The sequence below is a fragment of the Streptomyces antarcticus genome (assembly GCF_026627255.1).
Lineage (GTDB): Bacteria > Actinomycetota > Actinomycetes > Streptomycetales > Streptomycetaceae > Streptomyces > Streptomyces antarcticus.
On record NZ_JAPNLM010000020.1, the window covers coordinates 30,256 to 51,465 of the forward strand.

The following is a 21,210-nucleotide window of genomic DNA, read 5'->3' on the forward strand; positions in this document are numbered from 1 at the left end:
GCCGGCCACGACCGCACCCGGCGGCGGGTCGGTCGGCGGGTCAGGCGATCGCCGCCGCGTTGGAGAACCCGCCCATGTAGTAGTCGACGGTGACCTTCCCGGTGCACACCGAGGCGACGCCCTGCTCCAGCAGCGTCTGGCACAGCGCCATGTCCTCAGTCGTCTCCAGCACCCGCTGCCACAGGGAGTACTCGGTCGGGAACGGGATCCGCGCGTGCACGTCCCGGCGCAGCATCAGCTCGTTGGTGTCGACCCGGCTCAGCAGCTTCCCGTCCACGACGCGCATCGCGTCGCGCACCACGTCCGACCCCGGTACGAAGACGCCATGGCGGCGCAGCGAGTCGTACGAGTCCGCCCGCCGGGCCGGGATCGGGTGCCAGGGGTCCTCGCCGTCGGGCACGAACGGGACGCCGTCCGCGGTGCGCAGCCGGCGCCAGCTGTACGCGACGCCCGCGCCCGGCTCGGCGTCCAGTGCGTCGACCAGGCTGCGCAGGTGGCCGGGGGTGTAGGCGTTGTCGTCGTCGAGATGGGCGACGTAGGCCCCTCGGGCCCGGGCGATCCCGGCGTTGCGCAGCCGCGACAACCGGGCCGGCAGGTAGTCGGAGGCGTCGGCGGGGTGGTCCTCGGGCGCCACGTGCACGAACTCGGCGTGCGGGAACCGCTCCGCGAGCTCCCGGCGATTGGCCTCCTCGCGCAGGAAGGGGCAGTCGTCGCCGAGGACGACGTGCTGCACGCGCACCCCCTCGGAGCGGGCCACGGAGCTGAGGGCCCGCTCCACCAGGACCTCGGGGCGGCCCTTGGTCGGGGTGACGACGGTGACCAGGGGACGGGACATGGGAACTCCTTGTGAGCTGCTCACCGGCCGGCGGCCGACAGGACGAGAGAGGCGTTGTTTCCGCTGAAGCCGAAGCTGTTGACCAGGACGTGCTCCGCCCGCGCCACCGTGGTGGGCTTGCGTACCACCAGCACGCCGTCGGGTGTCTCCAGTGGCTCGCGCAGACCGGGTGTACCGGGCAGCCGTGCCTCGCGCAGGAAGCCGACGGCCGCCACGACGGCGGGGAAGGCAGAGGCGTGCAGCAAGTGGCCGACGGCTCCCTTGTGGGAGCTGAGGGGTACCGGGCGCGGGCCCAGCGCACGGGCCAGTTCGCCGACGGCTTCGGCCTCGGCGGCGTCACCCTGCGCGGTACCGGTGGCATGGGCGTGGACGTAGTCGATCCGCCCGACGCCCGCGTCCTGGAGCGCGCTCTGCATGCAGGCCGAGATGGCGGCCCGTTCCGAGGCGACCGCCTGGGTGCTGTCGACCAGGCAGGCGGCGCCGGTCAGCCAGGCCTGCGGTCGGTGGCCGCGGCCGCGGGCACGGGCTTCGGTCTCCAGGACGAAGGCACCGCCGCCCTCGCCCACGGTGATGCCGTCGCGCACGCCGTCCAGCGGCCGGGCCCCGCCGGGGCTGAGCGTCCTGACGACGTCCATGCTGGCGTACTCGTACGGGTTCAGGGCGCTGGCACCCACCACCAGGGCGGTGTCGCTCAGGCCGCTGACCAGCCAGTCCCGGGCGAAGGACGCGCCGAACGCGGCGGAGGCGCAGGCGTGTGAGAGGTGGACGACGCTGACCCTGTCCACTGAGCTGCCGAGGGCGGCGAGCAGTTTCTCGGGGGCGGGTCCGGTGAAGTCGCCGTCGGCCCCGGCGGCGCTGCGGGGGGCCTGGGAAACGAGAACGACGAGGGAGCCGTCCGGCAGCCGGGGCAGGCTCGCCGCGTGCAGGGCCTGCCCTGCGGCCGCGAGTGCCATGGCCTCCTTACGCCGGCCGGGCGCGGCCCGGCACGCCGAGGCGGGCACCGCGGCTACCGTACGGCTGCGGAACTCACCCTCGAAGGCGGTGAGTTCGCCGAAGGCCCGGGTCCCGCGCAGCAGGCCGTCCCAGAAGGCGTGCGGCCCGTTGCCCAGCGCGGTGACCAGACCGGTGCCCGCCAGCGCGACCGCTGTCATGCCGCCTGCTCCTGTGCCGCCCAGGCCCGCAGCCGGACCCGGTCGTGTTTGCCGCTGCCGGTGCGGGGCAGCGCGGACACGACGCGGACCGTGCGCGGCCGTACGTGCGGGGGCAGCATGCGCCGGCATGCGGCGGCCACCCGTCCTGCCACCGCCGCCCGGTCGTGGTCCGCGCTCTCCACGAACGCCCAGACGGCGTCGCCGCGATCGCCGCGGCGGATCCCGACCACCGCCGCGTCGAGAACGCCGTCGGCGGCCCTGACCGCGTCCTCGACCACGGTGGGCGCCACCGTCTCCCCGTGCACGACGAGAACCTCCTTGATGCGGCCTGTGATGCTGAGCAGCCCGTCGGGCGAAACGGATCCGCTGTCGCCGGTGCGCAGCCATCCGTCCTCGGTGAAGGGCGTGGTGGACAGGGCCCCGGTGTCCGGGTCCAGGTAGCCGAGCATGAGGGAGGGACTGCTGATCTGGATCTCCCCGGCCGGGCCGGCACGCCGGGCACGGACGCCGTCCAGGAGCCGTCCGACGGTGCCCCGGTGTACGTCGCCGGGGGCGTTCAGCGCGACGTTGGGGCCTGCTTCGCTCAGCCCGTAGCCGTCGTGCAGGGGGGCGCCGACGGCCGCGTGGAAGTCGTCGTACAGGGCGGGTGTCAGGACGTCGCCGCCGCAGCCGCGGATACGCAGGTCGCCCAGCAGCCGGGCGGCGGCGGGGTCCTTGGCGGCTTCGGCGGCCAGCATCCGGTACATGGTGGGGACGCCGTCCAGCGAAGTGATCCGTTCCTGGTCCAGGAGCCGCAGGACACGCCTCTGGTGGAAAGCGGATTCGGCGAAGAGCTGCGCGCCGGTGGTGTGCCAGACCTGCAGCACGCTGAACCCGTAGGCGTGGCGCAGCGGCAGGGGCAGCAACAGGCCGTCGTCGCCGCTCACCCGCATCCGGGCGGCGGTGGCCGTGCCCTGGTGGTCGAGGGCGGCGCGGGAGACCGCGACGGCCTTGGGGTCGCCCGAGCTGCCGGAGGTCCAGAAGACGGCCGCGGTGTGCGCGGGCAGTTCCAGCGGCTGCCCGGCTGCCCGGGTGACGACGGGCTCGCCGCCCGCGGTGGTGGTGACGACGGCCGCGGGGGCGATCCGGCGTACCGGCGCGGAGCCGTCGAGCAGCAGGGGGGCACCGGTCGCGGTGGCCGCGAGGGCGGCGGCGACAGCAGTCAGCGGGTGGTCGCAGGCCAGCGACACACCGGCGCCCGGCCGGGCCCCGGCGGCGGCGAGCTCGCGCGTGGTGCGGGAGACGAGGCGGGCCAGGTGCGCGGGAGAGATGCGCTCGCCGTCGACGGTCAGGCGCGGCGGGCCCGGCACGGCGGGCCCGGTCATGCCGCCACCCCGTCGGGCGCGCCGGCGGCATGACCTTCGCCGGCGGAAGGCCCCTCGGCGGCGGGGCTGCCGGCGGCACCGTGGCCGTCGAACAGGCCGCGTACGCCCACCGGGACGTCCTCGTCGCGAACGGGCACGGTGATCACGGCGGTGCGGCCCTCGGCGGTGACCTTGGCCGCCGTCTCGAGAGCGGCGGCGAGTTCGCCCTCGGTGGCGCAGCGGGCACTCCAGCCGCCGACGGCGCGCACGGCGGCCTCGGCGTGCGAGGGGGCCGTGAAACGGGTGAGCGTGTCGGGGGCGCCCTCGTCGGCGCGGACGAACCGCGGCCAGCCGTACCCGCCGTTGTCCAAGACCAGGGCGGTGAGGCCGATCCGCTGCTCGGCGGCCGTCGGCAGGGCGGCCAGACTCATCTCGAAGGCCCCGTCGCCGCAGACCAGGACGGTACGGCGGGTGGGGTCGGCGAGCGCGGCGCCCAGCGCGGCGGGCAGGCCGAAGCCGACCATGGTCTGCTCGCCCGGGGTGATGACCTTGGCCCGGTCACTCACGGACACGACCGGGTAGTGGTAGCCCCACATGTCGTGCAGGCCGTTCTCCTGGACCAGGGTGGCCTCGCGCGCGACGGACTCCTGGAGCAGGCGCAGTGCGGCCGGCACGGTGAGCGGGGTGTCACCTGCGCCGTCCGCGCCGGACGCCCCGTACAAGGCGTGCAGTGCGGCCCGTACGGCGGCCGCCTCGGCCCTGCGCCGGGCTGCCGCCTCCGGGTCGGCGGGAGCGCCGGACAGGGCCTCGGTGAGCTGGACGGCCACGGTGGCGGCGTCGCCGAGCAGGGCGACCTCGGGCTCCAGAGCGGTCAGGAAGACGCCCGGGTCGACGTCGATGTGGATGAGCTTCTTGCCCGGGAGGCTGTCCCAGCCCATCCTGGCCGTCTCCTCCAGCCGGGATCCGACGACCAGCACCACGTCGGCCGCCGCCAGCAGCGAGTCCGCGGGCGGCGTGGTGTACAGACCCACCAGGCCGCAGGCCAGAGGGTGTTCCTCGTCGAGGGTGCCGCGGCCGGCGGCGGTGGTGAACACGGGGCTGCCGAGCGCCTCGGCGAGGCGGCGCACGGCCGGGCCGGCGCCCGAGGGTTTGCAACCGCCGCCCGCGACGATGACCGGCAGCCGCGCGCCGGCGAGCAGGCGGGCCGCGCGGTCGACGTCCCCGGCGTCCGCCGCGCCGCGCAGGCGTGGCACCGGGCCGGCGGGCAGCCTTTCGGGGGCCGGGGCGCGCAGCACCTCGTCGGCGATCTCCACCAGGACCACGCCCGGGCCGCCGTTCACGGCGAGGTGGACGGCCCGCCGCAGTGCCCAGGTCAGCTGTGCCGGACTCTCCACCAGGAAGGTCCACTTGGCCAGCGGGCCGGCCATGGCGGCCTGGTCGGTGTACTGGAAGCCGCCGCGGCCGATCCCGGCGAGCGGCACCCGCGTGGTGACGACGACGAGGGGTGCGCCCAGCGAGGACGCCTCCAGCAGTCCGGTCAGGGTGTTGGCGAAGCTGGGGCCGGAGTTGACGGCGAGCACCGCCGGGCGGCCGGTCACCGCAGCGTGCCCGACCGCGGCACAGGCGCCGACGCGCTGGTCGCGGACGCCCACGACGCGCAGCCGCGGTTGCCCGGCGGCCGCGTCCATCAGGCCGGGCTCGTCGGAGGGCAGGCCGAAGACGCTGTCGCACCCCGCGTCCGCGAGGGTTTCGGCGACGAGGTTCCAGAGGTTCCGGACGTGGTTCTCGGTGGTCACTGCTGCTCCTCGGCGTGCTGGTCGATGGTGGAGGACGCGGGGGTGCGGCCGGCGCGCACCGGGCGGTCCGTCCCGGCGCGGCGCCGGTACTCCCGCACGATCGCGCTGCGCTCCCAGGTGGCCTCGTCCAGGCCCGCGGGCCGGACCTCGGGGGTGCGGGGCAGGCCGGTGCGGGGCAGGCCGGTGCCCGCGGGGCGCAGCCGGGTGGCGACGGCCCAGAACACCCCGGTGTCCCTGCGGCGCAGCACCTCGCACACATATGCGCCGGCGGCCCGGCCGGAGACGACGAGGCCGTCGGCGAAGCGCAGGGCCGAGACGCCGTCTCCGGCCGGATCTCCGAGCGCGTAGGCGGGCCCCTGCCAGCCGGTGCCCACGGTGAACTCCCTTAGCAGGACTGAAGGTTCGAGGGCGACGGAGTCGGCGGGCCGCAGCCGCCGGTCCGGGTCCGCACAGCGGGCGGCGAACTGGTCGGCGGCGTGCACGCAGTAGTCGGTGGCGGCCAGGATCACGGGTGATACCGGGCCGTCGACGACGTACAGGGCGGACAGCGCGGCGCACACCGCGTCAACGGCATCGGGGTCCGCCGCGAGGCGGCGGACCCCGGTGGCGGGTGCGGCGGGGGCGTCGCCCGCCGCCCGCCCGTACGCCACGGGCGGGTCGAGGACGGTGGTCACGACCGGGCCCGGCGGGCGGCCTCTGCCGAGAGCAGCAGGGGGCGCGCCGCGACGGTGCCGCCCACGCGGACACTGCCGGCCTGGAGGCCGTGGCCGCCGAAGGGCCGGTTGCCGTCCTCCACGTCGAAGGTGATCCGCTCGGCGCTGACCACGCTGGTCCCGATGCGCGGGCCCTGCAGGCTCGGCTCGCCGAACACCTGGAGGTACATGCCGCGGACGTCTTCCTCGGGCGAGTGCAGCCACTGCTCGATCTGGCGGGGGTGGTCGTACTCCATGGTGAGCACCACCGGGGAGAAGAACTCCGGCGGGTGGAAGGACTCCTGCCAGGGGAGGTGCAGCAGCGAGGGCTGGACGAGGGCCCGGTCGACGTCCACGCCGCCGCCCCGTACGACGAACTCCTGGTGTCCGGCGAGGAACTCAGCCGCACCCTCCACCGCGTCGGGATAGACCAGCGGTGCGACCAGGGTGTCCGGGTCGCGCCGGTCACCGACGCGCACGGCCGACAGGGCGTCCGCGAGGCGGCCGACGAGGTCACGGGCGACGGAGCGGTGCACGAAGACGACGTCGGTGCACAGACAGTCCTGGCCCGAGTTGTAGAGGCGGGCGGCGAGCACGCTGCGGCAGGCCGCGTCGAGGTCGGCCTCCGGGCCGACGACCAGCGGGTTGGGACCGGAACCGAAGCTCAGGAACAGGGCGTCGTGCGGCATCTGCGCCGCGACCGTCACGGCGTTGTCGGGCTGGCCGGTGAAGACGACGGCGTCGGAGCGCGCGCAGTCGGCGAGGAACTCCTTCTGCGAGACGGGCGCCATCTCGAAGCGTCCGCCGAGCGCGCGCACCCGCGGGCCGAGGATCTCGTGGACGGCCATGGCGGCGGGCGCCACCCTGGCCGAGGGCCGCAGCCGGACCTCGTCGGTGTACAGCGAGGGAATGACGCCGAAGAGGACGTACGAATAGAGCAGGTTGTTCGACGGCAGGAATGCGGCGAGCCTTCCGAGCCGTCCGGGAGAATTGCGCATCAACTCCCAAGGAGCTCCGGAGAGGGCGCGCAGGGACCGGAAGAATTCATCGCCGGCGGCCTGCCGGGTGGCGACCCGGGTGAGGACGGAAAGCAGCTCTTCCCGGTTCTCCAGGAGTGCGTCCACAAGACCGGGAACGGCGCGTTCCACTCCGGCGGGAGACGGCTCCGGGGCATGCGGAAGCCGCAGTACCCCGCCATTCAGGAATGCCGTGTCCAGCCCTTCATCGATGACGCCGCTGTGCATGCGTGTACCCCCTTGCCCGTGCCCGTGACCTCGGGCCCAGCCGAGCGTGCCCCGTTCGGACCCGTCCCCGCATCTCACGGCGTGCTCTCTTCGGGGCCGCCGGGAGGCGCGGAGTGAGCATTCTCGGAGAACGTAGGCGCCCGGGTGGCACGTAGCATTCGAAATGAAAGCACGACACCTCGGGAGCCGCCCGGCCGAGCACCGGAAAGGAGATGCCATGACGATCGATGAATTCCGTTTCAGTGCATTCCTTTCCGCGGTGGATCTGGATACGGGAGTTCTGCTCGCGAACGGTCCGCACATGCAGCGCCTCGTGCTCGACGGCGAGTGGGCGCAGCCCGTGCGCGCGCTGCGCGGCGCCGCCTTCTCGGCCGCCGGGTTCGCCGCCGTGGCTCCCGACCCGGCCGCGGCCGCGGACGTCCTGCGGGCGCTGGTCGACCGGAATCTGGTGGTGCCCGCCGGTGCCGACGAGGAGGAGGCGCTGCGCACCCTGCTCGCCGACCGTCCCGAGGCGGCCCGCAGTTCCCTGACGGGCCGGACCGGCTCCTGGCCCACCACCCGCTACGGCCTGCCGCAGCGCCTGACCGCCCCGTCCGCGCGCCACGGCTCCGAGGCCCCGGAAGCCGTCACCTACCTCCTGCTGGGCGGCTGCGTCACCCAGTTCACCGAGGAGCCCCTCCTCGCGCTGGGCCGTGAGCAGGGCCTGGATGTGCGCACCGAGCACCTCTGGCCCGGCTCCGTCCGGGACATGTCGCGGGCGGTGGCGCGGGTACGCCCCGACGTGACGGTGTACCAGGCCGGTGTCCAGCCGTTCCTGTCGGCCCTGTGGGACGGCGCGCACACCCGTGACGACGGTGAGCGCGAGCAGTCCCTGACGCTGATGAAGAGCGCCCTCTCGGTCAGCATCACGGCGCTCGCCGACGCCCTCGAGGGCAGGCTGGGTCTGGTCCACAACTTCGGGCCGCCCGCGCTGTCGCCGTTCGGACGCTTCGACTTCGCCGAGGAGTTCGGCTTCCGGCGCATCGTCGCCGAGCTGAACGCGCACATCGACCACTGCGTACGGCGCCACCCGCACCTGATGGTGGTCGACGAGGAGCGCCTGGTCGCCCGGCACGGCGCCGCGGCCCTCTTCGACGACCTCGTCTTCCCCTCCGGCCACCACGGCGGATCCCTCGACCCGTCCGACGAGCGGCCCCACCAGCTGCCCGCGCTCGGCCACGCCCTGGCCACCGAGTACCTGGCCTGCCACCGCATCCACCGCGGCGCAGGCCGGATCAAGCTGGTCGTCACCGACCTCGACGGGACGCTGTGGCCCGGCATCGCCGCCGACGACGGTTTCGACTGGCTCGACGGCGACGCCACCAGCCGCTGGGTGCACGTGGGACTGCACCAGGCCCTGTCGGTGCTCAAGAGCCGCGGCGTGCTGCTGGCCACGTCCAGCAAGGGCGACGCCCGCGCGACGCTCGGCGCCTGGGAGGGCCACGGCGGCGCCCGTCAGCTGCTCGGCCCCGACGACTTCGTGCTCCACCGGATCAACTGGCAGGCCAAGTCGGCCGGTATCGCCGACATCTGCGCCCGCCTCGGCTTCGCCCCCGAACAGGTCCTCTTCCTCGACGACAACCCGGTCGAACGCGCGGAGGTGGCCGCGGCCCTGCCCGGACTGCACGTCGCCGAGGGACCGGTGCACACCTTCCGCGATCTGCTGCTGTCCAGCCCCGCGCTGGAGTCGGGCCCGCGGACGCAGGAGGCTGCCCGGCGCACCGACACCACCCGCGCCATGCTGCGGCGCCAGGACCTCGGCGCCACGATGGACCGCGACGGCTTCCTGCGCTCCCTGGAGATCGGGCTGCGCGTGGAGCGGGGCGGCGAGCGGCACCTGGCGCGCGTCTGCGAACTGTTCAACCGGACGAACCAGTTCACGACGACGGCCTGGCGGACGACACCCGAGGAGCTGCGGCGCACGCTGGCCGCCCCGGACACCCGGCTGCACGTGGCCTTCGCCTCGGACCGGTTCGCCGACTACGGCATGACCGGCGCCTGCCTGGTGCAGGACGGCACCGTGACGGCCTTCGCCCTCAGCTGCCGCGTCATCGGACTCGACATCGCCGTGCCGTTCCTCACGGCGGCGCTCCGGGACGGTGCCGGCGGCGGCCGGAGCCTCGCGGGGATCCGCGGCCACATCGTCGCGACGGACCGCAACACCCCGGCCCGGGACCTGTTCCTGGACGCCGGCTTCACTGCGGACACCGCGGCGGGCCGGTACGTCCTGGCCGCCGGCGACCGGCTGCCGGACCTGGACGGCCTGCCCCTCACGGTCAGCGCGGGGCCCTAGGCCCGGCGGACGGGGGCCCTGCAACCGGACCCGGTCGACAGTTTCAGCAGGCCCAGTAGATACAGCGAATTCAGCAATGACAGGGGGACACCGTGCGAGCAGTGGTTACCGGCGGCGCCGGCTTCGTGGGATCGCATCTGTGCGAGCGGCTGCTGGCCGAGGGCCACAGGGTCGTCTGCGTGGACAACTTCTCGACCGGGCGCGCCGAGAACATCGCCCACCTGCTGGATCACCCGGGATTCCGTTTCTCGCTGCAGGACGTCACCGAGGGCCTCAACGTGCCCGGACGCGTCGACGCGGTCTATCACCTCGCGTCGCCCGCCTCCCCCGCCGACTACCTGCGGCTCCCGGTCGAGACGCTGCTCGTCGGCTCATACGGCACCCGCAACGCCCTCGAACTCGCCCGCCGCGACGGCGCCCGCTTCCTGCTGACCTCCACGTCCGAGGTGTACGGCAGCCCGCAGGTGCACCCCCAGCCCGAGAGCTACTGGGGCAACGTCAACCCGGTGGGCCCCCGGTCCGTCTACGACGAGGCGAAGCGGTTCGGCGAGGCGATCACCATGGCCTACCACCGCACCCACGGCGTACGGACGACCATCGTCCGCATCTTCAACACGTACGGGCCCCGGATGCGCGCTGACGACGGCCGCGCGGTGCCCGCCTTCGTCACCCAGGCGCTGGCCGGCGAGCCGCTGACGGTCACCGGCGACGGCGGCCAGACCCGCTCGATGTGCTATGTCGACGACCTGGTCGACGGGCTCCGGCGGGCTCTCGACTCCGGCCACGCCGGGCCCGTCAACCTCGGCAACCCCGTCGAGGTGACCATGCGCGAACTCGCCTTGACCGTAAGCGACCTGTGCGGTTCGGCCAGCGAACTCACGCTGGTCCCCAGGCCGCAGGACGACCCTCAGCAGCGGCGCCCCGACATCACCGCCGCCCGCGAGGAGCTGGGCTGGGTGCCACGGACGTCCCTGGAGGACGGCCTGCGCCGCACCGTTGCCTGGTTCCGCGACAGCGCCGCCGACACGGGCCTGCCCGCTGACCACGAGGAGGCGGCTTCCGCCCTGGCCGCCTGACCGGCCCCCCGCCTGACCCGTAGGCCACGCCACCGACCGCGGAGCACCGACCGCCCGCGCTACCGATCACCGATCACCGATCACCGATCACCCTGACCGACCCGGCCACCCGACCCGGCCACCCGGCCCGACCCGCCGGGAACCCGACCCACCGAAAGGGGGCACGAGGAGACCATGACCCTGCCCGAGCACCTCACTCTGAAGAACCCGACCGACGTCCCGCTGGACAGCCTGGTCCGCTTCGTCCGCAGCTACGAGGAGACCATCACCGGCGCGTCCACATGCAGCCGCGAGGACATCCTGCTCGAAACCGGGATCCCCGGTTACCGGGACAACAGCTGGTGCCTGACCGATGCCGCGGACGAGGTGGTGGCCTGGGCGGCGCTGACCGTACGCGGAGGCGGCACGGCCGACTGTGCGCTCACGGTGCTGCCGGGCGAGCACGGCGACGCGGCCGCCCGCGCCCTCCTGCACCGCCTCCTGAACCGGGCCGACGAACTCGGCGAGGAGCAGGACACCTACTACTCCGTCAGCGTCGGGGGTGTGCTCAGCGGAGACACCGTGGTCCCGCGCGTCCTGGAGCAGGACGGATTCGTGCGCAGCGCGACCTTCGGCCAGTACGACATCGACCTGCGCGCCGCTCCGCTGCCTCCGGTCCTGCCCGGGAACGGGCGCATCCGTACGGCCGGCTGGGCCTCGGATGCGGAAGTCATGCACGCGCTGCACCTGCGCAACCGTTCGAAGGGCCCCAAGACCGAGAGCCTGGAGCACTTCCGCGCCATGCTGGAGCAGTTGGGCGCGGCCGGCGGCGTCGCCCTGGTGCTGGAGCTGGCCGGCCGTCCGGCCGGATATGTCCTCGCGCAGGAGGGCGGCGGCGAAGGCCGTGTCATAGAGATGGGCGTCGCCCCGGCGTCGCGGGGTCTGGGCATCGGGCTGGCCCTGGTGACCGCCGTCCTCGCGGAGCTGCGTGCGCTGGGCAGTGCCCGAGCACTGATGGCCATGGACACGGCGGAGATCCGCGATCACGAAGGGCTGCGCCGCATCCTCGCCATCCAGGGCGAACGCGCCGTCTCCCAGTACTTCAAGCAGACCGCCTGATCCCGGCCGTGTACCGGCGCCCCCCAGGTCGCCGGACCGCTGTCCGTGTGAGTGCGAGTACAGGACTCCCGACCCGGGTCCCGTCCTCCCCCACTCATCCCCGGGAACGATACCGACCCACCTCTTTTTCAGGGAGCCACCGGCAGGCCCTCGCTGCTTCTTCGTGAAGTCCCGGGTGTTCCCCTGCCGACCGGCACCACCAGCGCCACCACTCCGGCAGCCCCGCGCGGCCGGACCACCCACCCCCGTACGAGAGGGAGTTGTCCGCCATGGTGTACACCGGCGTGCCGAGGAAGCGGCTGCTCATGGTGATGCCGTACAGCCAGTTCGTCCGCAAGGCCGCCGAGGCGGGCTTCGAGGTCTGGGCGATCTGGGACCCGTCGCTGCGCGACCGGGCCTATCTCGACGAGGTCGCCGAGCACGCCAGGGAGCTGCTGCTGACCGACTTCTCCGACGAGCAGGGGCTGCGCGACCTCATCGCCGGGACCGTGCGCGCCCACGCCATCGAAACGGTCCTGCACCTGGGCTCCGAGGAGAGCATGGGGCCGGCCGTCGCCGCAGCCGAGGCGCTGGGCCTGTCCCCCAATTCGGCCGGCGCCGTCCACCGGCTCAACGACAAGGCCGCCATGCGCGCCCTGCTCGCCGAGTCCGGGCTGTCCGTCGTACGGGCCGAGCCGGCCGCCACCGCCGAGGAGGTCGCGGCGGTCGCGGGCCGGCTGCCGCTGCCGGTCGTGGTCAAGCCCTCCCACGCTTCCGGAAGCCGCGGGGTCGCCCTGATCCGCGACGGCGCCGACCTCCAGGAATGGAGCGCCCGCGTCGAGAGCAGCGGCCTGGCGGGGCCCTTCCTCGTGGAGGAGTACCTAAAAGGGCCCGAGTTCAGCGTCGAGACCCTCAGCGCCGGCGGGACGCACCACGTCATCGGCATCACCGCGAAGCAGACCACCGGCGCGCCCGGTTTCGTGGAGACCTCGCACATCCACCCGGCGCAGCTGGACCCCTCCGACGCGAGCGCGATCCGGGCGGTCGTCACCGGCCTGCTCGACCTGGCCGGCTACACCTTCGGGCCCGCGCACACCGAGGTGATCCTCACGGCCGGCGGGCCGAGGATCGTCGAGTCGCAGACCCGGCTGGGCGGTGACCGCATCCCGCTGCTCATCGAGACCGCCACCGACTTCGACATCGAGGCCGAGATCTTCCGGACGCTCGCCGGGGCGCCCGTCCGGCCGCCCCGGCCGAAGCACACCGCGGCCATCGGCTTCTTCTTCCTTACTCCCGGCCGGCTGGAGTCGGTCACCGGGCTCGGCGCGATCCGTGCCCTGCCCTACGTCCACCAGCTGCACTTCCCCTTCGCGCCGGGGGACGAACTGCCGCGCACCAGCGACTCGTTCACCCGTCACGGCTATGTGGTCGTGGACGCGCAATCGCCGGCGGAGGCCACCGAGCGCATCGCCCGCGCACGCGCCCTGCTGCGGGCCGACGTCCGCGAGAGCGTCACGGCCGCACCGATTGGAGCCCTCCTTTGAGCACCGCCAAGACCGTCCTGCTGATCGGCGGCGTCGACGCCCACCTGGAGCGCTTCGCCGCGCTCGGGGCGAAGGTCATCCTGATCCAGCACCCCGACAAGGTCACCGACTTCCAGACGAGGACCGCCGACGTGCTGGTCGTCGTCGACTACACCGAGTGGGACACCGTACGGCCGTTCGCCGAGGCCGCCCGCGCCGTCTACGGCGTCGACGCCGTCGTCTCCCTCACCGAGCCGGGCCTGAACCCGGCCGCCCGGCTCAGCGACCTGTTCGGCCTCTCCGACGGCCACCGCTACGAGGTCAGCCGCCGGATGCGCGACAAGTGGCTGATGCGCCGCCACCTCGCGGAGGCGGGGCTGCCCGTCCCGCACGCCGGCCTGGTCTCGGACCGCGCCTGCCTGGACGCCTTCGGCGAGCGGGCCGGCTACCCCTTCATCCTCAAGCCGGTCTCCACGACCGCCGGTTTCGGCCTGATCCGCGCCGAGGGCCCGGCCGACCTCGACCGGGTGTGGGCGCGCGTCCAGGAACTGAACGGCGGGCGCACCGACCGCGGCTCGACCATGTTCACCGTCGACGGGTTCCTGATGGAGTCCTACATCGACGGCCCGGAGTTCAGCGTCGAGGCGCTCAGCTTCGCCGGCCGCCACGTCGTCGTCGCCGTCACCGAGAAGCTCGTCGACGAGGCGCACTTCGCGGAGCTCGGCCACGCCGTTCCGGCCCGCCTCGCCGACGCCGACCGCGAGCGGCTCACGGGCGCCGTCGAGGCGTTCCTGACCGCCATGGGCGTCACGGACGGCCCCAGCCACACCGAGATCCGGCTCAGCGGCCGCGGCCCCGTCGTCATCGAGTCCCACAACCGGCTCGGCGGTGACCACATCGTCGAACTCGTCGAGGCCGCCTACGGCATCGACATGATCGCCTACGGGGCCGCCTGGCCGCTGGGCCTGGTCGAACCACTGGCCGGCGCCCCCGCCGCGCGGGCCGGCGCCGCCATGCGCGCGGTCCTGCGCGGCCCCGGCACCGTCACCGCCGTCTCGGGTGTCGAGGACGTCGCGGCGCGGCCCGACGTGCTCGCCGCGCAGGTCTCCGTGAAGCCCGGCGACACCGTCCGGCCGCTGCGCGACAACTGGGACCGGCTCGGCTCCGTGGTCGTACGCGCCGCCGACACCGACAGCGCCGTCGAGCTGTGCGAACAGCTGACACGGTCCGGCATCCGCATCGACGTCGAGCCCGTGCCGCAACCGGCGGCGCAGGCCGCAGCGGAGCCCGTGGCCGCCTGAGCCACGGCGGGCCCGCCGTCCCAACCGAGGAGTTGACCGTCATGTCTTCACCGACGCCACTGCTGCACCTGCTGCGCGAGGACCTGGACGTCGTCGTCTCACAGGACCCGTCCGTCACCAGCCGCTGGGAGGCGCTGGGGCACTCGGGGCTGTCCGCCGTGTGGGCGCACCGTGTCGCCCACCGGCTCTACCACGGCAGGATGCCGACCGCCGCCCGTACACTGGCGCGTTTCTCGCGGCGCCGCACGGGCGTCGAGATCCACCCCGGCGCCGTACTGGGCCGCCGCGTCTTCATCGACCACGGCACGTCCGTGGTCGTCGGCCAGACCGCCACGGTCGGCGACGACGTGACGATCTACCAGCAGGTGACGCTGGGCGCGGTGGGCTGGTGGTCCGACAACGCCCGCCCGGCGGGCGAGCGGCGCCACCCCGCCATCGGCAACGGAGTGATCCTCGGGGCCAACGCCACCGTTCTCGGGCCCGTCACGATCGGCGACCGGGCACTGATCGGTGCCATGGCGACCGTCACCGAGGACATCGGACCGGGCGCGCGGGTCTACGCGCCCCGTTCCGTCGTACGGGACGGCCCGTCCCCGGCCGCCGTCCCGGACGGCGCGCCGCCCGCCGCGCCGGAAGCCGCCACCGCCCTGGATCCCGTGCGCCTGCTCGCCTCGGCCGGCTCGTGGTGAGCGCCGGGGCGGCCGCCCCGGCCGCTCCCCCGGCCTGCCCGCCCCCGTTCCCCTTCCCTGGAGACCTTCCTTCCATGACCACCGCCATCGCCATCGCCCCGCCGCGGCGCCGGGTCGCCGACCGCCTCGAAGAACTCATCGGCGGTACACCCCTGGTGCGCCTCGCCGTGACGGACGCCGCCCACGGGACCGAGGTGCTGGCCAAGCTGGAGTCCGCGAACCCGTTCGCCAGCAGCAAGGACCGCGCCGCCCTGAGCATGCTGCGGGGCGCCGAGCAGCGCGGTGACCTGCTGCCCGGCGGCACCGTCGTGGAGTCCACCTCGGGCAACACCGGTATCGCGCTCGCCGCGATGTGCTCCGTCCGCGGCTACCGCTGCGTCGTCGTCCTGCCCGACAGCGCGACGCCCGAGCGGATCGGCCTGCTGACGACGCTCGGCGCCGAGATCGTACTGACCCCCAGTGCCGAGCGGTTCGCCGGGGCCATCGCCAAGGCCGAGGAGATCCAGGCCGCCACGCCCGGGTCCTGGTACGTCCGCCAGCACGAGAACGACGACAACGTACGGGCCCACTACGAGGGGACCGGGCCGGAGATCTGGGCCGACACCGACGGCCGCGTCGACGTGCTCGTCGCGGGTGTCGGCACCGGCGGCACCCTCACGGGAGCCGGCCGCTACCTGCGCGAACACAACCCGGACCTGGAGGTCGTCGCCGTCGAACCGGAGAACTCGCCGGTGCTCTCCCGCGGCTACGCCGGCACCCACCGCATCCCCGGCCTGAACGGCGGCTTCGTCGCCCCGACCACCGACGTCGGCCTCATCGACAGGATCCTCACCTGCCCGGACGAGGCCGCGCTGGCCACGGCCCGGACGCTCACCCGCGAGCAGGGCATCTTCGCGGGCATCTCCTCCGGAGCGGCCGTCTACGGCGCCACCCTCCTGGCCCGGCGGCCCGAGTACGCCGGAAAGACCATCGTCACGATCCTGCCGGACACCGGCGAGCGGTACGTAAGCATCTTCAACGAAGGGACCCCGTCATGACCACGCTCGTCCTGCACCGCGGCTCGCTGCGCGCCAACCCGTACGAGCAGTGGCTCGCCGACCACCACGAGAAGATCGTCCTGCTGGCGTCGGCCGAGCAGCTGGACCTGTTCGGCGAGGAACTGCCCGTCGAGGCGCCGTACCTGCACGCGGAGGCGCTGGCGGACTACGACACGAGCCGGCGCGTCCTGGAGCGGGCGGCGGAGCTCGTCGAGGAGTTCGGCGTCACGGACGTCGTGGCCTGCCAGGAGTTCGACATCCTGCGGGCGGCCCGGCTGCGCGAGCGGTTCGGCCTGGCAGGGCAGCGGCCCGACAGCGCCGTCGTCTACCGCGACAAGTGGGAGATGAAGCAGGCGGCCGTGCGGGCCGGGATCGCGGTCGCCGACCACGTCCTGCTGCGCACAGCAGCCGACCTGGACCGGTTCGCGGACCGCCTCGGACTGCCGGTCGTCGTCAAGCCGCGCAGCGGCGTGCTCTCCGTGGGCGTCTCCATCCTGCGTACGGCCGGGGAACTGGCCGACTGGCGCGACCGGACGGAACTGGCCGGGCCGGACGGCGAACCCGAGTGGCTGGCCGAGGCCTACGTCGACGGCTCGATGTGCCACGTCGACGGCACGGTGCTGGACGGTGAGATCGCCACGCTGTGGCCCTCCCAGTACATGTACGCGCTGGCGAACTTCCGGGACCGGGGCGGGCGGGTGGACATCGCGCTGGACACCGCGGATCCGCTGGCGCGGCGGCTGGCCGCGTTCGGCGAGCAGGTGCTGGCCGCCTTCGGCGGGCCCGACCACTTCGCCTTCCACATCGAGGTGTTCGTCACCGGCGACGGCGAGCTGGTGCTGTGCGAGGCCGCCTCGCGGGCCGGCGGGGCCGGGGTGCGGGACGTGCAGCGCGCCCTGTTCGGCTTCGACCCGATGGAGTTTCCGGTACGCCGGCAGCTGGGCCTGCCGGTGGAGTTCGAAGGGCGGCGCGATCCCTCGCGCATCGCCGGCCAGCTGCTGTTCACCAAGCGCCCCGGCGTCCTGCGCGCGCTGCCGGACCCGGCGGCGCTCCCCGAGGGCGTGGTCAAGTACACGACGTACGCCGAGGCCGGGCAGACGGTCCAGGACGCCGCGCACTCCGGTGACTTCCTCGCCGCCTTCGTGATCACGGGCGCGGACCGCGCCGAGACCGAGGCCCGCATCCGCACCGCGGAGAGCTGGTTCAAGGAGGGCCTCGACATCGGCTGACCGGACATGGCGAAGTCACGCCAGCCCTCCCCGCCGAATCGCCCCACACTGGTTCTTTTCGCCATCTCCGCATTCCAGGAGAAGTACGCGTTGGCATCCGAACCAACAATGTGCGTGTGGAAATCGAAGTAGAGACCGCTGGCCGGACAGGCACGCCTGAGGAGGGCACCCGTCTGTTCCCCCGGCACGCCGCCTTCCGCCTCACCGGCTCCCTCGACCTTCCCTCGCTGCGGGCGGCCTGGCGTGCGGCGGTGCTCCGGCACGGGGCCGGGGATGTGCGCCCGGTGTGCTTCATCGACCTGAGTTCGGTTCCGGTGACGGACCCGGGTGCCCTTGCCGCGCAGCTGTGCGACCGCTGGGCGGCCGAGGAAGCCGCCCGGGCACCGCACCCGCAGGCACGCCTGTCCGTGGCCCGGCTCACCGCCACCGAGTACGTGCTGCTCGTCGCCGTGGATCAGATGCCCGACGAACAAAGCTTCCGCCGCCTGCTCGGATCCGTATCGCAGTCGTGCGCGGCTGACGGAGTACTCCGTCAGCTCCGGACCGAGCCGGCCGCGGCCGCGGCTGAGCCGCTCCCCGCGCCCGGATACGACGGCCTGCCCGTGCACGTGCTGGCGGCGCGCCACGCCGTCACGGCCGGCCCCGCCGTCGTCTGGGCCGGGGAGACGACCGACTACGCCGAACTCGACGCCCTGGGCTCCCGCCTCGCCGGCGCGCTCGTGGCGGCCGGTGTGGCCCCGGGTGACGCGGTGGCCGTCCGGATGGCTCCGGGAGCCAGGCGCGTAGCGGCGCTGCTCGGCGTCCTGGCATCCGGTGCACGGCTGCTCTGGCTCGCCCCGGGTCCCGCGGGTGAACGCGGCCGCGCGATGCTCGATGTGCTGCGCCCCGTGTGCATGGTCACCGATGGAGCCACGGACGGCGACGACCTCGTCAGCTGGTACCGCACGGAACTCGGAGGTCGCGTCCTGGACGCCGGTGGGCCTGCGGATCCGGCGGGGATCGGGCAGACGCCCGCCATCGGACCGCGGGACGGCGCGTACGTCGCCTTCACGTCCGGATCGACCGGAACCCCCAAGGGCATCCCGCAGTGCCACGATGCGCTCGCGCAGTTCGCGCACTGGATGGGGCGGCAGTTCGGCATGGGCCCGGGGGCCCGGGTGGCTCAATGGGTCTCCCCCGAGCACGACCCCGCGCTGGCCGAGGTCTGCGCCACGCTCGTCGCGGGCGGCACGCTCTTCCCCGTTTCCGACGCCGTGCGCACCAACCCGGACGCGCTCGTGCCATGGCTGGCCGAGCACCGGATCACCCACATCCAGACGGTGCCGAGCTTCGCCAGGGACCTGCTGGAGGTCATCACGGACACGGCGGCCGGGCAGCGGCTCGGTGCCCTGAGCCACGTACTCCTCATGGGCGAGGCGCTGCGGGCCGAGCTCGTCGGGGGTCTGACCACGGCACTTCCCAGTGTCCGGGTGTTCAACCTGTACGGACCCACCGAGACCGTAGCCGCCACCTGGCACGAGGTCACTGACGTGACCGCGGGGCCGGTGCCGATCGGCCGCGCGATCCCCGGCCGCCAGGTCCTCGTCCTGGACGGCGACGACCTGACCTGCCCCGTCGGCGTCACCGGCGGCGTCGTCGTGCGCTCCCGCTACGTGACCCCCGGCTATCTCGGCAGCACCGACCGCTCGGCCTTCCGGCCGGTGGAACGGCTGGACACCCCGGACGGCGACGCGGGCTGGTACCGCACGGGCGACCTCGCGCGGCGCCTCGCGGACGGAACCCTGGAATTCCGCGGGCGCGCGGACTTCCAGATCAAACTCTCGGGCAATCGCGTCGAACTGACGGAGATCGAGGCCTCATTGGCCTCGCACGACTCCGTCCTCGAATGCGCGGTCGTCCCGCGGACGGACCGGCCTGGACCGATCCGCCAGCTGGCAGTGCACGTCGTCCCGAAGCGGGGAACAGATGGCCTGCCCCTGGGTGCCGCCCCTCAGTGGCGGGCCCATCTGCGGCGCCATTTCGGCGCGCTGAACATCCCGGCGACCTTCCACGAGGTCTCCGGCCGTCTGCCGCGCAACGCGGCGGGCAAGGTCGACCGCGCCCGGCTGCGCTGACCTGTCGATCCGGTCCGGCCGGCGGCACCACCTGCCCTTATCCCGATTCCACTTGGAGTGAGTACTTTGACCACAGTCGAGACCTCTGCCATTCCGGTCGCCTTCGACGGTGAGACCCTGACCATCGACGGTGTGCGGCAGGTAGCCCAGGAGGGCGTGCAGGCCCAGGTGTCCAGCGACACGCTGGACAAGGCCCGCAAGAGCCGTGAGATCTTCGAAGGCATAGCCGAGCAGAACATCCCGATCTACGGGGTGACCACCGGCTACGGCGAGATGATCTACATGCAGGTGGACAAGTCCAAGGAGACGGAGCTCCAGACCAACCTGGTCCGGAGCCACAGCGCCGGCGTGGGCCCCATGTTCGCGGAGGACGAGGCCCGTGCCATCGTCGCCGCCCGCCTCAACACCCTCGCCAAGGGATACTCCGCGGTCCGCCCCGAGATCATCGAGCGCCTGGCCCTCTACCTGAACCTGGGCATCACGCCCGCCATCCCGGAGATCGGCTCGCTCGGCGCCAGCGGCGACCTCGCGCCCCTCTCGCACGTGGCGAGCACCCTGATCGGCGAGGGCTACGTCCTGCGCGACGGCAAGCGCGTCAAGACCAAGGTGGTCCTCGACGAGCACTGCATCGAGCCGCTCCAGCTCCGCTTCAAGGAGGGCCTGGCCCTCATCAACGGCACCTCGGCCATGACCGGCCTCGGCTCCCTCGTCGTGGGCCGCGCGCTCACCCAGGCGCGCCAGGCCGAGATCGTCAGCGCGCTGCTGATCGAGACGCTGCGCGGTTCCACCAGCCCGTTCCTGGCCGAAGGCCACGACATCGCGCGCCCGCACCAGGGGCAGATCGACTCCGCCGCAAACATGCGCGCGCTGATGAACGGCAGCCACCTCACCGTCGAGCACGCGGACCTGCGCCGTACGCTCCAGGAGAGCAAGGACACCGACAAGGACGTCCAGCGCTCGGAGATCTACCTCCAGAAGGCGTACTCGCTGCGCGCGATCCCGCAGGTCGTCGGCGCCGTGCGCGACACCCTCTACCACGCGGTGCACAAGCTGGAGATCGAGCTCAACTCCGCGAACGACAACCCGCTGTTCTTCGAAGGCCAGGAGATCTTCCACGGCGCGAACTTCCACGGCCAGCCGATCGCGTTCGCCATGGACTTCGTCACGATCGCCCTGACGCAGCTCGGCGTCCTGGCGGAGCGCCAGATCAACCGTGTCCTGAACCGCCACCTGAGCTACGGGCTCCCCGAGTTCCTCGTCGCCGCCGACCCGGGCCTGCACAGCGGGTTCGCCGGCGCGCAGTACCCCGCCACCGCTCTCGTCGCCGAGAACCGCACGATCGCCCCGGCCAGCACCCAGAGCGTTCCGTCCAACGGTGACAACCAGGACATCGTCAGCATGGGTCTGATCGCCGCTCGCAACGCCCGGCGCGTGCTGGACAACAACAACAAGATCCTCGCCGTCGAGTTCCTCGCCGCCGCCCAGGCGGTGGACATCTCGGGCCGTTACGACGGTCTGAGCCCCGCGGCGCAGGCCACCTACAACGCGGTGCGCGCGCTGGTGCCGACGCTGGGCGTGGACCGGTACATGGCGGACGACATCGAGCTGATCGCCGCAGCGCTCTCGCGCGGCGAGTTCCTGGAGGCGCTCAACCGCCACACGGAGCTCGAACTGCGCTGAGCCACGCCCCTCCCGCCACGCGGCCGGACCCCGGGTCACCGGGAGCCCGGCCGCCGGCCGGGGCCCCTCAGCGCCACGCCCCAGGACGGCC

Annotated in this window: 16 protein-coding genes; 10 read left to right on the top strand and 6 right to left on the bottom strand. The window is 73.3% G+C overall.

From position 1 onward, the window contains the following. Nucleotides 1-40 precede the first annotated feature (40 nt). Genes OTB16_RS26665 through OTB16_RS26690 form a run of 6 tightly spaced genes read right to left on the bottom strand, consistent with a single transcriptional unit; the run spans nucleotide 41 to nucleotide 7,061 of the window. The gene (locus OTB16_RS26665; protein ID WP_267723312.1) at nucleotides 41-835 is read right to left on the bottom strand and encodes a glycosyltransferase family 2 protein; all 795 of its coding nucleotides are present in this window, start codon (nucleotides 833-835) and stop codon (nucleotides 41-43) included. Between the two features lie 20 nt (nucleotides 836-855). Continuing rightward, nucleotides 856-1,986, bottom strand: a complete 1,131-nt coding sequence (locus tag OTB16_RS26670; protein ID WP_267723313.1) for a beta-ketoacyl synthase N-terminal-like domain-containing protein — start codon at nucleotides 1,984-1,986, stop codon at nucleotides 856-858. Further along, the gene (locus OTB16_RS26675; protein WP_267723314.1) at nucleotides 1,983-3,350 is read right to left on the bottom strand and encodes a class I adenylate-forming enzyme family protein; all 1,368 of its coding nucleotides are present in this window, start codon (nucleotides 3,348-3,350) and stop codon (nucleotides 1,983-1,985) included. The genes OTB16_RS26670 and OTB16_RS26675 overlap by 4 nt, the downstream gene beginning before the upstream one ends. Then, nucleotides 3,347-5,125 carry a thiamine pyrophosphate-binding protein gene (locus tag OTB16_RS26680; protein WP_267723315.1) on the bottom strand — a complete coding sequence of 593 codons (1,779 nt, stop codon included), beginning with the start codon at nucleotides 5,123-5,125 and terminating at the stop codon, nucleotides 3,347-3,349. Before OTB16_RS26680 ends, OTB16_RS26675 begins: the two co-directional genes overlap by 4 nt. Next, nucleotides 5,122-5,799, bottom strand: coding sequence for a hypothetical protein (locus OTB16_RS26685; RefSeq protein ID WP_267723316.1), 678 nt, complete (start codon nucleotides 5,797-5,799; stop codon nucleotides 5,122-5,124). The genes OTB16_RS26680 and OTB16_RS26685 overlap by 4 nt, the downstream gene beginning before the upstream one ends. Continuing rightward, on the bottom strand, nucleotides 5,796-7,061 hold the full coding sequence (locus OTB16_RS26690; RefSeq protein WP_267723317.1) for an aldehyde dehydrogenase family protein: 1,266 nt from the start codon (nucleotides 7,059-7,061) through the stop codon (nucleotides 5,796-5,798). Before OTB16_RS26690 ends, OTB16_RS26685 begins: the two co-directional genes overlap by 4 nt. Before the next feature lie 217 nt (nucleotides 7,062-7,278). Between OTB16_RS26690 and OTB16_RS26695 the strand changes: the two genes are divergently transcribed. The 10 genes from OTB16_RS26695 to cmdF all read left to right on the top strand — a co-directional run bounded on the left by OTB16_RS26695 (nucleotide 7,279) and on the right by cmdF (nucleotide 21,119). Next, nucleotides 7,279-9,393, top strand: coding sequence for an HAD-IIIC family phosphatase (locus OTB16_RS26695; protein WP_267723318.1), 2,115 nt, complete (start codon nucleotides 7,279-7,281; stop codon nucleotides 9,391-9,393). 101 nt (nucleotides 9,394-9,494) lie between these two features. Next, a complete protein-coding gene (locus OTB16_RS26700) occupies nucleotides 9,495-10,469 on the top strand; it encodes a UDP-glucuronic acid decarboxylase family protein (protein ID WP_267723422.1) in 975 nt (324 codons plus the stop codon). A gap of 174 nt (nucleotides 10,470-10,643) precedes the next feature. After that, nucleotides 10,644-11,567 carry a GNAT family N-acetyltransferase gene (locus tag OTB16_RS26705; protein WP_267723319.1) on the top strand — a complete coding sequence of 308 codons (924 nt, stop codon included), beginning with the start codon at nucleotides 10,644-10,646 and terminating at the stop codon, nucleotides 11,565-11,567. A 269-nt stretch (nucleotides 11,568-11,836) separates the two neighbouring features. Beyond that, complete coding sequence (locus tag OTB16_RS26710) at nucleotides 11,837-13,090, top strand: ATP-grasp domain-containing protein (RefSeq protein WP_267723320.1); 1,254 nt, start codon at nucleotides 11,837-11,839, stop codon at nucleotides 13,088-13,090. Then, nucleotides 13,087-14,370, top strand: coding sequence for an ATP-grasp domain-containing protein (locus tag OTB16_RS26715; RefSeq protein WP_267723321.1), 1,284 nt, complete (start codon nucleotides 13,087-13,089; stop codon nucleotides 14,368-14,370). Before OTB16_RS26710 ends, OTB16_RS26715 begins: the two co-directional genes overlap by 4 nt. A 41-nt stretch (nucleotides 14,371-14,411) precedes the next feature. Beyond that, entirely contained in the window at nucleotides 14,412-15,059 is a 648-nt protein-coding gene (gene epsC, locus OTB16_RS26720) for a serine O-acetyltransferase EpsC (protein WP_267723322.1), read from the top strand. 74 nt (nucleotides 15,060-15,133) lie between these two features. Next, entirely contained in the window at nucleotides 15,134-16,096 is a 963-nt protein-coding gene (gene cysK / locus OTB16_RS26725) for a cysteine synthase A (protein ID WP_267723323.1), read from the top strand. After that, complete coding sequence (locus OTB16_RS26730; RefSeq protein WP_267723324.1) at nucleotides 16,093-17,325, top strand: ATP-grasp domain-containing protein; 1,233 nt, start codon at nucleotides 16,093-16,095, stop codon at nucleotides 17,323-17,325. The genes cysK and OTB16_RS26730 overlap by 4 nt, the downstream gene beginning before the upstream one ends. Before the next feature lie 116 nt (nucleotides 17,326-17,441). Further along, nucleotides 17,442-19,439 carry an AMP-binding protein gene (locus tag OTB16_RS26735; protein ID WP_267723325.1) on the top strand — a complete coding sequence of 666 codons (1,998 nt, stop codon included), beginning with the start codon at nucleotides 17,442-17,444 and terminating at the stop codon, nucleotides 19,437-19,439. A 66-nt stretch (nucleotides 19,440-19,505) separates the two neighbouring features. Then, nucleotides 19,506-21,119 (top strand): tyrosine 2,3-aminomutase, encoded by a 1,614-nt coding sequence (cmdF, locus tag OTB16_RS26740; protein WP_267723326.1) that lies wholly within the window; start codon nucleotides 19,506-19,508, stop codon nucleotides 21,117-21,119. Nucleotides 21,120-21,210: the final 91 nt, after the last annotated feature.

Excerpts from the sequence above, each read along its gene's own strand:
- OTB16_RS26675 (WP_267723314.1), bottom strand. The coding sequence starts at position 3,350 with ATGACCGGGCCCGCCGTGCCGGGCCCGCCGCGCCTGACCGTCGACGGC.
- OTB16_RS26690 (WP_267723317.1), bottom strand. The coding sequence starts at position 7,061 with ATGCACAGCGGCGTCATCGATGAAGGGCTGGACACGGCATTCCTGAAT.
- OTB16_RS26665 (WP_267723312.1), bottom strand. The coding sequence starts at position 835 with ATGTCCCGTCCCCTGGTCACCGTCGTCACCCCGACCAAGGGCCGCCCC.
- OTB16_RS26670 (WP_267723313.1), bottom strand. The coding sequence starts at position 1,986 with ATGACAGCGGTCGCGCTGGCGGGCACCGGTCTGGTCACCGCGCTGGGC.
- OTB16_RS26705 (WP_267723319.1), top strand. The coding sequence starts at position 10,644 with ATGACCCTGCCCGAGCACCTCACTCTGAAGAACCCGACCGACGTCCCG.
- cysK (WP_267723323.1), top strand. The coding sequence starts at position 15,134 with ATGACCACCGCCATCGCCATCGCCCCGCCGCGGCGCCGGGTCGCCGAC.
- OTB16_RS26730 (WP_267723324.1), top strand. The coding sequence starts at position 16,093 with ATGACCACGCTCGTCCTGCACCGCGGCTCGCTGCGCGCCAACCCGTAC.
- epsC (WP_267723322.1), top strand. The coding sequence starts at position 14,412 with ATGTCTTCACCGACGCCACTGCTGCACCTGCTGCGCGAGGACCTGGAC.
- OTB16_RS26695 (WP_267723318.1), top strand. The coding sequence starts at position 7,279 with ATGACGATCGATGAATTCCGTTTCAGTGCATTCCTTTCCGCGGTGGAT.
- OTB16_RS26710 (WP_267723320.1), top strand. The coding sequence starts at position 11,837 with ATGGTGTACACCGGCGTGCCGAGGAAGCGGCTGCTCATGGTGATGCCG.